10 protein-coding genes and 1 pseudogene are annotated in these 12,114 nt (G+C 39.6%); 5 read left to right on the top strand and 6 right to left on the bottom strand.

Annotated features, from left to right (window positions below; translation table 11 throughout):
• Positions 1-159 precede the first annotated feature (159 nt).
• Both dcd and FTV04_RS06825 read right to left on the bottom strand, forming a co-directional pair.
• On the bottom strand, positions 160-729 hold the full coding sequence (gene dcd, locus FTV04_RS06830; RefSeq protein ID WP_005008040.1) for a dCTP deaminase: 570 nt from the start codon (positions 727-729) through the stop codon (positions 160-162).
• A 112-nt stretch (positions 730-841) separates the two neighbouring features.
• A pseudogene (locus FTV04_RS06825) lies at positions 842-1,434 on the bottom strand (LysE family translocator).
• Positions 1,435-1,870: 436 nt separating this feature from the next.
• On the opposite strand from FTV04_RS06825, the gene FTV04_RS06820 reads away from it, so the two are divergent.
• Genes FTV04_RS06820 through FTV04_RS06810 form a run of 3 tightly spaced genes read left to right on the top strand, consistent with a single transcriptional unit; the run spans position 1,871 to position 5,359 of the window.
• Positions 1,871-2,878, top strand: a complete 1,008-nt coding sequence (locus FTV04_RS06820; protein ID WP_168379308.1) for a TAXI family TRAP transporter solute-binding subunit — start codon at positions 1,871-1,873, stop codon at positions 2,876-2,878.
• Positions 2,856-3,350 (top strand): DUF1850 domain-containing protein, encoded by a 495-nt coding sequence (locus tag FTV04_RS06815; RefSeq protein ID WP_227591861.1) that lies wholly within the window; start codon positions 2,856-2,858, stop codon positions 3,348-3,350. Before FTV04_RS06820 ends, FTV04_RS06815 begins: the two co-directional genes overlap by 23 nt.
• On the top strand, positions 3,347-5,359 hold the full coding sequence (locus FTV04_RS06810; protein WP_180034517.1) for a TRAP transporter permease: 2,013 nt from the start codon (positions 3,347-3,349) through the stop codon (positions 5,357-5,359). The genes FTV04_RS06815 and FTV04_RS06810 overlap by 4 nt, the downstream gene beginning before the upstream one ends.
• Positions 5,360-5,860: 501 nt before the next feature.
• Here the strand turns inward: FTV04_RS06810 and apbC are convergent.
• Positions 5,861-7,132, bottom strand: coding sequence for an iron-sulfur cluster carrier protein ApbC (apbC, locus tag FTV04_RS06805; protein ID WP_180089104.1), 1,272 nt, complete (start codon positions 7,130-7,132; stop codon positions 5,861-5,863).
• Positions 7,133-7,478: 346 nt separating this feature from the next.
• On the opposite strand from apbC, the gene FTV04_RS06800 reads away from it, so the two are divergent.
• Complete coding sequence (locus tag FTV04_RS06800) at positions 7,479-7,802, top strand: hypothetical protein (protein WP_180039686.1); 324 nt, start codon at positions 7,479-7,481, stop codon at positions 7,800-7,802.
• Between the two features lie 49 nt (positions 7,803-7,851).
• Here the strand turns inward: FTV04_RS06800 and FTV04_RS06795 are convergent, their stop codons facing one another.
• Both FTV04_RS06795 and FTV04_RS06790 read right to left on the bottom strand, forming a co-directional pair.
• Positions 7,852-8,262, bottom strand: a complete 411-nt coding sequence (locus FTV04_RS06795; RefSeq protein ID WP_180089103.1) for a hypothetical protein — start codon at positions 8,260-8,262, stop codon at positions 7,852-7,854.
• A gap of 242 nt (positions 8,263-8,504) precedes the next feature.
• The gene (locus tag FTV04_RS06790; protein ID WP_180007599.1) at positions 8,505-9,299 is read right to left on the bottom strand and encodes a hypothetical protein; all 795 of its coding nucleotides are present in this window, start codon (positions 9,297-9,299) and stop codon (positions 8,505-8,507) included.
• 171 nt (positions 9,300-9,470) lie between these two features.
• Between FTV04_RS06790 and metG the strand changes: the two genes are divergently transcribed.
• A complete protein-coding gene (gene metG, locus FTV04_RS06785) occupies positions 9,471-11,528 on the top strand; it encodes a methionine--tRNA ligase (RefSeq protein ID WP_180089102.1) in 2,058 nt (685 codons plus the stop codon).
• A gap of 168 nt (positions 11,529-11,696) precedes the next feature.
• Here metG and FTV04_RS06780 read toward each other — a convergent pair whose 3' ends face one another.
• Entirely contained in the window at positions 11,697-12,005 is a 309-nt protein-coding gene (locus FTV04_RS06780) for a hypothetical protein (protein ID WP_180089101.1), read from the bottom strand.
• Between the last annotated feature and the right edge of the window lie 109 nt (positions 12,006-12,114).

The raw sequence follows: 12,114 nt of genomic DNA, 5'->3' as shown, positions 1-12,114 counted from the left end.
TAAATGGAGACTTGTGATAGACCAGTCACTTAACTTTTTATTATGCTGAATAATTACTCAATTGCAAAAACTTCCCCACCGAATGGTCTATTTTCCGATGAATGACCCAACAAAAAAGCGGGCTAATTCGCCCGCTTTTTTTAAACTAAATCCGAAGGATTAAGCTTTCGGTAAAGTCACACCGGTTTGACCTTGGTATTTACCACCACGGTCTTTATAAGAGGTTTCACACACTTCGTCTGATTCAAAGAACAACATTTGTGCGACACCTTCACCCGCGTAAATACGTGCAGGCAAGTTGGTTGTATTCGAAAATTCTAAAGTCACGTGACCTTCCCACTCTGGTTCAAGAGGCGTCACATTGACAATAATACCGCAGCGAGCATAGGTTGATTTACCCAAACAAACGGTTAACACATTACGTGGAATACGGAAATATTCGACTGTACGTGCTAGTGCAAACGAGTTTGGCGGAATGATACAAACGTCTGATTCGATATCAATAAAGCTTTTATCGTCAAAGTTTTTAGGGTCAACAATTGCTGAATGAACATTGGTAAAGACTTTAAATTCACGAGCACAGCGCACGTCATAACCATAGCTCGACACGCCATACGAAATAAGCTTTTCGCCATTTTCATCATAACGGACTTGGTTTTCTGCATACGGTTCAATCATGCCGTGTTTTTCGCTCATTTCGCGAATCCAACGATCAGACTTAATAGCCATTTATCTCTATCCAAAAACTTAAATCAATTATTGCGTGGTACTTTAACTGAAATCCAACTTAATGAAAATAAGCTTTGCCGAACTAAGCGGATTTAGTCATTTTCAAATCAATTTAAAGTTTTAAAATCGCAGAATAACTCAGTGGTATCGAAAAACTAACCAAGACTAGCGATGCTGTTCGTTGTAAATTGGCTTGATTGAGCCAACTAATTTTATTCGATGCCAAAACTGAACCAAGGAAGGTCCAAAAAATGCAATAGGAACGATCAACAACAAAAAGATCAGCATGTGAGCTACATAATACTGCGCATTTTGCCAAGCCAATGCAGGAAAAATCGCAGATGCGAATAATAATGCTTTGGGGTTTAATAACGTCGCAACAAAGAGTTCGCGTGCACGAATGCCCTTTTGATTAAAATTTTCAGCAACAGTTGCTGTACGCCATAATCGCATAGCCAAAAATAGAATATAGCCAGCACTAAACAGTTTTAAAATGGTCGGCAGTAAAGGCAGATGTACGGAAATTTTACCAATGAGAAAACCCCATAGGCTAATCGAAATAAGATAACCAAAGGCTTCCGCTGGAATGAGTCGGAATGATTTACGTAGCCCAACTTGAATACCCGAAGATGCGAGTAGCGTATTGGTTGGTCCCGGCGTTAACAAAATACTGATAACTAGACCAATAAAAAACCATGAAATCATACTTTGACCTCAAACTTAATCCGCGAAGATTAATTCAGTTGTTTCGTATTAGCAAAATAAAAAATAGAAATGCTTATAAAAAACTCCTTATTTAATTATAAATTCAGTAACTTAAATAGAAAAACAAAACCTTAGCTGAACAGTCATTCAGAGCACCTTACAATTCAAAGAAATATCTTGAACTTATATTTATAAAAGAAATTTCACATGATTCCATGTATACCCTACAGTTTTTACACGTAACAAAATATTATTAAAATAAACGATATAGCTCCATGCCATTCTTACGCATAACCATTATTTATTGGAGACTAAAAAATCAAAAAAAAATACTTTTCAAAAATAATTGATTAAGTTATGTTCAATTGAGTAGTGGAAATTAAAATTAAAACTCATCAAATCAATATTCAAAATTTATGTGTAAAAGGACGTTTCTATGAACCAATGGACAAAACTCACGTTACTCTCGGTTACTTTGGCGTGTATTACTGCTTGCTCAAATGATCAATCTACTTCAAAAAATACCACGGAAGGAAAAAGCGCAGAAACTGCTACATCTGACAAACTTCAAACCAAGTTCGTAACCATTGCAACTGGTGGGGCATCAGGACCTTACAATGTGATTGGGACAAGTCTTGCAGAAATTTATAACAAAACCTTTGGTGTAAATTCTAAGACTCAAACTACAGGTGCATCCGTCGAAAACTTAAACCTTCTGAAACAGAATAAAGTTGAAATGGCATTTGTTATGAGTGACAGCTTAACAGAAGCACTGAACGGAACAGGAAGTTTCGCAAATGGTAAAGTTGAGAATGTCAGCCAAGTCGCAGCGCTTTATCCCAACTACGTACAAATCGTAACCTCTAAAAAATCAGGGATCAAAAATATCGAAGATTTGAAAGGTAAACGTATCGCTGTAGGTGCACAAAATTCAGGTGTAGAAGTAAATGCACGTACACTGTTGAATGGTTTTGGAATCACCTATAAAGATATTAAAGTTGATTATTTAGGCTATGCTGAAGCCGCTGATGCTTTAAAAGGTGGCAAGCTTGATGCAGCATTCCTGACTAGTGGCATTCCAAATTCATCACTCATGGAACTTCAACAAAGCTTTGATCTACAGTTGGTTTCAATCAATGCAGATAAAGTCAAAGAAATAGCTAAAGATCAAAGTTATTTCTTACCGATGATTATTCCAAAAGGCACATATGGCAATACTGCGGACATTCAAACTGCCGCAATTAAAAATGCATTAGTTGTTCGCACAGATATATCGGATGATGATGTCTACAAACTAACAAAAACTTTCTTTGACAGTTTGCCTCAATTGGCAACTTCACACCAAGCAGCAACAGAAATCACGCTTGAAGGTGCTCAACAAGGCCTTGTAGCGCCTCTACATCCAGGCGCGAAACGCTACTATGATGAAGTGGCTAAAAAATAATAAGCTTCAAAAAAATGCAGTTTATACTGCATTTTTTATATTGTTCTTCTTAATCTATGCTAGCTATCCAACACTGTATACGCAGGTTAGAGTTGAAACTGATATATGCAAAATTTCAACTGATCAATTTGATTTACAGTGGAAGCATTCAGTAGAAAAGACGGCTTGGTCTGAACAATATCAGCGTCAAAAGAATAAGTTTTTACTGCGCCACACCGATTTGATTTCATTTGGTGCAGGTACACCCTCAAATTATCCCATTGAGTTTCAAAAAAATGGTGTGATTAGAATGCGGGTCAATCAAAATATAGATGAAATCAACTGGGTGATTTCTAGAAATATGCAAGGCACGATCCTCGCTGACCAAAAAATTTGGTCTATTTTTCAAAGTTACCCAGACTATAGTTTGGTCAACATCTCGGTTCAATATCAACCCAAATGGAAGTCTTGGTGGATTGGAGAATGCCTATGAATTCCAAAGAAGATAAAGTTGTATTAGAACAACTCGATGAGAAACAACAACAAGCCATATTAGAAAAATTTGATCGGGAATCTGTTACTCGAATCAATATGAGCAAATCTGTTACCTACTTTGTTGCATTTGTAGCGATCTTTTATTCATTATTTCATTTATTTATTACGTTTAATCCTTTACCTGAGTTAATACAGCGTGCAGCCCATGTCGCTATTGGCCTAGCACTCATTTTTTTACTCTATCCAGCTCGTCAAACAAGCTCCCGACAGCATATTTCACTTCTCGATTGGTTCTTGGCTTTGCTTTCCATCTTCAGTTTTTTATATTTATGGAAAGAATATCAATCTATTATGACCACTCGAGGTGGTATTCCAAATACCTTAGATATCGCGTTTGCAATTATGAGTGTGGTATTAGTCATAGAAGCAACTCGCCGGGTCATGGGGTGGATGTTGCCCATTTTAAGTTTAATTTTCCTGACCTATACATTTATCAGTCACTTTGATTGGATGCCAGATCGATTACTTACTCGCCCTTATACAATCAGCGACATTTTCGGACATATGTATTTAAAAACAGAAGGCTTATATTCTTCGGCAATTGGTGCATCCGTCACCTTTATTTTCTTATTTATCCTTTTTGGTGCTTTTCTTGCAAAATCAGGTATGGGGAAATTATTCAATGATCTTGCCATGGCGCTGGCTGGACATAAACAAGGTGGGCCTGCCAAAGTTGCTGTAATTTCAAGTGGATTTATGGGCAGTATTAATGGCACTGCTGTTGCCAATGTTGTTGGTACAGGCTCATTTACTATTCCATTGATGAAAAAGATTGGTTATCACAAGAATTTTGCTGGTGCCGTTGAAGCCAGTGCATCCGTTGGTGGACAAATTTTGCCACCAGTCATGGGTGCGAGTGCCTTCATTATGGCCGAAACAACTGGCGTGAGTTATGGCACAATTGCACTAGCCGCCTTATTACCTGCTTTATTGTATTACCTTGGCGTCATGGCTCAAGTTCATTTCCGTGCGGGTAAAGATGATCTGAAAGGCGTACCTAAAGCTGATTTACCAAAAGTAAAAGAAGTTCTAAAAGAGCGTGGACATTTACTTATTCCAATTTTGGCACTGGTCTTTTTCTTATTTCAAAATATTCCTGTGAGCTATGCTGCTGTCTACACCATCGTCCTGACCATCTTTGTAGCAGCTTTAAGAAAATCAACACGAATGGGCGTAAAAGATATTTTAGATGCGCTCGTTGATGGAGCCAAACAATCATTATCTGTGATGGCTGCTTGTGCTGTCGTTGGTATTATTATCGGCGTAGTAAGTCTGACAAGTTTTGGTTCAGTAATGACTTCTTCAATTATGAGTTTAGGTGCAGGTAGTCTCTTTCTCACTTTATTTTTAACCATGATTGCATCGATGATTTTAGGCATGGGGCTTCCATCTATTCCGGCCTATATCATTACTGCCACCATGGCAGCACCAGCACTCGCAAACTTTGATATCCCTGTATTAGTCGCGCATATGTTTGTGTTCTATTTTGGTTTATTTGCAAACATCACCCCACCAGTTGCCCTTGCCGCCTTTGCGGGCGCAGGAATTGCAGGCGGTGATCCAATGCGCACTGGGTTTCAGGCCTTAAAACTATCTCTTGCTGGTTTTATTGTTCCATTTTTATTCGTTTATAACCCTGCCATGCTGATGATTGATACCACCAATGTTGCAGTCAATGCTCGAGAATTTGCTTTTCCTGCATGGACAACTATAGTGAGTATTACTGTCACTTCAGTGATAGGAATTCTCGCTTTAGGCTCCGCAGTTGAAGGTTATTTCAAGACTTATCTCAACTGGTTCTGGCGTATTTTTTTAGGTGTGGGTGCGCTGTGTATGATTATTCCAGAAACCATTACAGATATTGTAGGCATTATCATGGTCATCATCGCAATTACGGTGAATATTATCACTGCTAAACGTAAAGCAAACCCGTCTCTTTCCTCCTAAAAAACCAATTAAAAAGCCCGGTAATTACCGGGCTTTTTAATTTCTTAGACTAAGGCGTACCCTCATTTGATGGGTGGGTTTTAATGACTTCAAATAATATTTAAAATTATTTGTTCCTCTATATTTTTTCAATGCTAAGCCCCTTGTAACAGAGGACATTTGGCAAAAAATCTAAGACACAATGCGTTTGTACAGTTACTGCCGTTCAAAGAATTGATCCTAGCCAAAATAATAGAAATATCGTGAAAGCTATTTTGTAAAAACTAAGTACAAACGCGACATCCTTTGATATGCCTCAAGAATTTTATCCTTGGCAGACGGCTTATAATCGCAGGAAAAATAAGAAATTGTGCAAATCGTTTTTTAGATGTGTAATTCATAGACATCGTTGAATGTCTAAAGTTCAGTACTCATAATTTTCAAACACTCCCAATACCACGTTATAAAAAATCTGGCACGAGGCCAGATTTTAATACGATCAACTTAAATTTCAGTTCACCCTTAGAAAATACGGTTTTTATCTTTTTCAGCCTGAGGTAATGCATCTGCAACTTTTTGTGCAATCGCCATGTAGCTTTCAGCAGCATCATCACCAGCAATTACCGACGGTTTCCCTGCATCGGCATTTTCGCGAATTTGTACGTTCAACGGTAAACGACCTAAGAGTGGAATGTCGTATTGGGCTGAAAGTTGGTCGCCACCACCTGTGCCAAAGATTTGCTCTTCATGCCCGCAGTTTGAACAGATGTGAGTCGACATATTTTCAACCACACCCATCACGGGAATGTGTACACGGTTAAACAATTCAATGCCTTTGGTCGCATCCATTAATGCAACGTTTTGTGGTGTCGTCACAATCACAGCACCTGTCACCGGTATACGCTGTGCAAGCGTCAACTGAATATCACCTGTGCCTGGTGGCATATCAATGACCAATACATCCAGATCAGGCCATAAAGTTTGGTTAAAGAGCTGCATTAACGCCCCTGTCGCTTTCGGCCCACGCCAAGCCACTGGCGTATTGTGATCCCCAGTTAAGTGACCAATTGAAAGCACAGCCATACCATATGCTTCAATAGGAACAAATTGCTCAGCTTCAATCATCGGCGTGCGGCCTGCATTGCCGAGCATCGTTGGAATACTTGGACCATAGATGTCTGCATCTAATACCCCAACCTTTAAACCCAGCTGTTGTAATGCGAGCGCCAAATTCACAGTGGTGGTCGATTTACCCACACCACCTTTACCAGATGACACCAAAATGACATTTTTAATGCGTGGATGTTTCGGTACATCACGCTGTTGTGGAGCCGCTTTTTGAATCGGTGGATTATTCGGATCAACTTCGGCAGGTGCTTCAGGTGTTTTCGCAGACGCATCCACAACTGGAGGTAACTGACTTTTTGCAGCTGAACTTTCAGCTTTTTCTTGGCTAGAACAAATTTCGCCTTCTGCATGATGATGACCACAACCACCTTCAGATTTATGCCCTGTTTTTTGTTGAATCACATGCATATTCAGCTCGTTAATACCGCATTTTTCTAACGCATCAGCCAAATCATCATGGATTTTTTGCAAGTCATCGGCTTCTGAAGGAAAGGTATTAATCGTGATCTGTAAGATCTGACCTTGCACATTCACCTGAGTAATACGGTCTTTTAAGGCATTATTCGAATTGGGAAGTACATAGTTTTGTAAAACCTGTTGGATTTCCTCCTCTTTCACCTCTTGGGAGGGTGAAAACACAGATTTTAGAGAAGAAAGCCACGACATTATGTTGTCTCCAAACAGGAACATCAAAAGATAATAGCGATAGTTTACCTGTTCATCTGCCCCAGAGTAAGAGGGAGATGAATGACTTATCCCTATAAGCTTATAAAGTTGAGTAATTTAGTCAGCTTTCAAACAATTTTTCTAACGTGTGACGCTTAAAAATGCACCTGCAACTGATTTTTGCGGCTAAACCAAAGCCTTTAAATTTGAATTGATTACATATCAACCATACATTTTCAGCGTAATTTCAGTTTATATTTCAGTCGTTTCAACAGAATAATCAAAGCGATGGATGTGCAATCTAAAGGCACATTTTGTACTTTTAATTTTAAAAATGGGGAAGACTATGTATAAGAAGTCTGTGTATAAAACGACTTTATGCGCCTTGATGCTCCTGACTTCAGCAGCCTATGCAGAAATTGCGACTGAAGCCATTCAAACACCTGACCGACAAACTGTGGCGATTGGTGATAGCCTCGATCTCATGCGCTCGCGTATGCAAGCTTCTCCGATGAAAATGGTGTCTTATCCGCTGCAAGAGAAAAATCAGCCTGCAAAATTGGCGGTAGATTACACCTATGAAATTGCCAATATGCGCTACGTGATTACCGTAGTCGATGATCAAGTCAAAAATATTAAGACTGAAAATTTAGATGGATTAAAGCAATGAAACCTAAAAAAGCCGCTCAAGATAGAGCGGCTTTTTTCATTAGACCCAATTAAGCTTGGTCATCTTTTTTAAACTTATGCAGTGTGTCAGAGGCTTTCTTTTTTAACTCGTCAAATTTCTCTGTCGCCTGCACCTTCAGTTCATCAAATTTTTCGACAGCCTCATGTTTAAGTTCAGCTGCTTTGACTTTGGCTTCATCAAATTTATGACTCGCTTCTGCTTTTAACTGCTCTAGACGGTCTTTGGTTTCTGCATGCTGTTCTGCATGCTGTTCTGCATGTTCATGTTTGGCCTCATTTAAGGCTTTTTCACCCTCAAGCTTGAGCTCTTCAACTTTATGCTTTGCACCATCGAGTGCTTTTTCGCCTTCAAGTTGCGCCTCTTTGGCTTTGAGTTGTAAATCATCACCGAGTTCTGATGCTTTATTTTTTAAATCATTTAATGTGCTTTCTGTTGTCATATCGCTCACCCTGTTCTCAGTTATTGTCTAACAATAGTTATAACGCGATTTGAAGCAGATACCTGAAATAGACGCATTTAGAAACAAATCAACCACAGGAAAACGCCATGTGATTGCCTATTTTTACAATGGTTTGATGCAAATATGCATGGTCGATTTTACTCTAAGCTTTTAATTTTAAAGGGTGATGTAATGCAAAGAGACCAACACCATTCTGATGCATTGATCTCTTGAAATGAAACTTATTTGCTGACCGTACTCATAAAGCTCACTGCGGAAAACAGCCAAATAAACAGGATAAAACTCCGTCCCTGATTAAAATGCGCGACATCGGTACCATGCAAAATATTATGACGGGTCATCGCTACGGTAGAGCTGTTATCCATTTGATAGGCCGCCAATTCGGCAAAATACGGATTTAACTCATTGGCAATTTTAGATTTGTGCCAAAGGCTTTTAATTTCACTGCCTTTAAGCCCCGGTACAATTTTATAGACATCGACAAATTTAGTGCCATTTTGACTTAAGAAACCCGTTTGAATCAGCACGTCTGTCAAGATGCCTTCAAGCTGTGCATATAACACTGGGATACAGCCTGCATGAATGTCTAATTTATACAGTTTAAACGCATCTAAAAGTACCTGACGGCGCGCTGCTTTATGTTCACCAATATTCAAAGCATCAAAGGCTTTCAACATTTCAGTTTGGAAAAACTCGCTATTGATGACATTCAGAAAATCAAAGTCTGCATCATTTTCATGTTGATGAAGCAGTTGCCAAAAATACAATAAATTTAAAGCATCATTCGCTACTTTCATTTCTACCGGCTGATCTAATTCATCGGCCAAAATATCGAAGTAAGGCTCATCTTGTGCCAAATGACGCAGGGTTTGAATCAGTAAGGCATGCTCATCTGCAGAAATCTGTTCTAAATATTGCTGCGCATCTTTGATAATGTGATGCCCCAATTTATGACGCTGTTCATTTTGAGGAATACGAGTGATTGGCTGATCGTCTTCATAGTCATCTTCATACATGGGCTTGTTACTCTTAGGCATCACAGTTATGCCCTATTATCACTGTAATTGTGTCAGCAATATAGATTTTTTTACTTTTGCAAAGATTTCACCTATTCCCTTGTGCAAGTACTGGCTATCTCATGTAAAATTACAGCCCATTGCATAAATACGAATGAGAGAGTCATATCCGTGCGTAATATTTTAGTTACTAACGCCCTTCCATACGCGAATGGCCCAATTCATATGGGTCATTTACTCGGTTATATCCAAGCTGATATTTGGGTTCGTGCCATGCGTGCAATGGGTCATAACGTGACTTATGTATGTGCGGATGATGCTCACGGCACAGCGATTATGCTACGTGCGGAAGCCAATGGTATTTCGCCTGAACAGCAAATTGCCAATGTGCAAAAAGAACATGAACGTGACTTTGCTGGCTTTAGAGTTGACTTTGACCATTACGACTCAACTAATAGCCCTGAAAACCAAGCACGCGCTTCAGAGATTTACATTAAGAACCGTGAAGCGGACAACATTGCTGTACGCCCTGTGACGCAATTGTTTGACCCTGAAAAAGCAATGTTCTTGTCGGATCGTTTCATTAAAGGTACATGCCCGAAATGTAAAGCGGAAGACCAATACGGCGACTCATGTGAAGTGTGCGGTACAACCTACAACGCAACTGAGTTACTCAATCCAAAATCGACTTTGAGCGGTGCGACACCTGTAGAAAAATCTTCAGATCACTACTTCTTTAAACTGCCAAACTTTGGTGAATACCTGCAAAAATGGACAAGAGACGAAGGCCGTCTGCCTGTGTCAATTGCCAACAAACTTGATGAATGGTTTGAAGCAGGTCTGTCTGATTGGGACATCTCACGTGATGCGCCTTATTTCGGTTTTGAAATTCCTGATGCGCCAAACAAATACTTCTACGTTTGGGTCGATGCACCAATCGGTTATATGTCTAGCTTTGAAAACTACATCAAGACTAAACGTCCTGACCTAAGCTTTGAAGACTACTGGAAAAAAGATTCTAAAAATGAGGTGTATCACTTCATTGGTAAAGACATCGTTTACTTCCACGCGTTGTTCTGGCCTGCAATGCTTGAAGGGGCAAACTACCGCACCCCAACAAGCTTATTCGTCAACGGTTTCTTGACTGTAAATGGTCAGAAGATGTCTAAATCTCGCGGTACGTTCATTAAAGCGGAAACGTATCTTGAGCATTTAAACCCTGAATACTTACGTTACTACTTCGCGTCGAAGCTTTCTGACAAAGTTGAAGATTCTGACTTGAACCTTGATGATTTCGTTCAGAAAGTAAACTCCGACCTTGTTGGTAAAGTGGTGAACATCGCAAGCCGTTGTGCCAAGTTCATCAATACTAAGTTTGATAACAAACTTTCTGCGACTTGTGCAGAGCCTGAGTTGGTGCAAAGCTTTATTGATGCAGGTGCGTCAATCGCAGCTCAATATGAAGCACGTGAGTTCTCTGCGGCGATCCGTGAAATCATGGCACTTGCTGACAAAGCCAACCAATACATCGACGAGAAAAAGCCTTGGGCACTTGCGAAAATTGAAGGCGAAGAACAACAAGTACATGATGTATGTTCTGTCGGCATCAACTTGTTCCGTCAATTGGCTGTGTACCTTGCACCAGTACTTCCTACATTGGCAGCAGAAGTTCAGAGCTTCTTAAAACTTGAATCTTTCGACTTTGCTTCAGGCAAAACGATTTTGGTGGATCATGAAATTGCTCAATTCCAACCATTGATGCAGCGTGTAGATCCAAAAGCAGTGGCTGCAATGGTCGATGCATCTAAAGACTCTTTAGCTGCTCCTGCTGAAGCGCCAAAAGCGGAAAAGAAAAAAGAGAAGAAAGCTGAAAAGAAACCTGAGCCTAAAGTCGGCGAAGCTGAAATCATTGGCATTGAAGACTTTATGAAAGTTGACCTGCGTGTGGCTGAAGTTTTAGAAGCAGCTCACGTTGAAGGTTCGGATAAACTTCTTCAATTGACTTTAAATGTCGGCGAAGCTGAGCCGCGCAACGTGTTTAGCGGTATTCGTGAGTTCTACCAACCTGAAGACTTAAAAGGCAAATTAGTAGTCATGGTGGCAAACCTTGCACCACGTAAGATGCGTTTTGGTATTTCAAACGGGATGGTTTTAGCTGCGGGTAATGGCGACGGTGTTTGGGTGATTTCACCTGAAACGGGTGCTAAAGCTGGTGATAAAGTGTCTTAATTTTTAGATTAAGATTGGAAAAAGCCTCTACGTTGTAGGGGCTTTTTTTATGCCTTTATTACCCTCACCCCGACCCTCTCCCAAAGGGAGAGGGAGAATCCATTATTAAATTAATATCGGAATATTCCCTCTCCTTTTAGGAGAGGGTTAGGGAGAGGTTTATATAAATTATTCACTCATTATTTTTTCTAATCTATTGCGGCATCCACTACAAAATTTATGCCCAAAACTAATTTCATCGCCGATTAGATTTACTTCACATACTTCGCACGTATGTTTTGCGTGATGCTCGCAATTAAAGCAGACGCGTTCATCTATAGAATACGTATTTTTCCAACATTCTGGACATGTACAAAAAATTTCTTTAAAGGGACTTGCAAACATAGAATTATATCTTTGTTGTTGTTCATCAACATAGCTAGCTACTGCTGATTGAATACATTCTTCATAATCGATTTCATTAGGGTCTGTTGACATTTGTTGATTAAAAAAATAGCGAGATAGTAAAATTAAATCGCCAAACCCAATTTTACACTCGCTATGCCTCGAACAATGCTAAATGATCAACACTGGTCCAAGTTACTTG

It is taken from the genome of Acinetobacter sp. YH12219, from assembly GCF_013417875.1.
Lineage (GTDB): Bacteria > Pseudomonadota > Gammaproteobacteria > Pseudomonadales > Moraxellaceae > Acinetobacter > Acinetobacter amyesii.
Note: the sequence above shows the minus strand (reverse complement) of the source record. Positions and strands in the feature narration are given on the sequence as shown.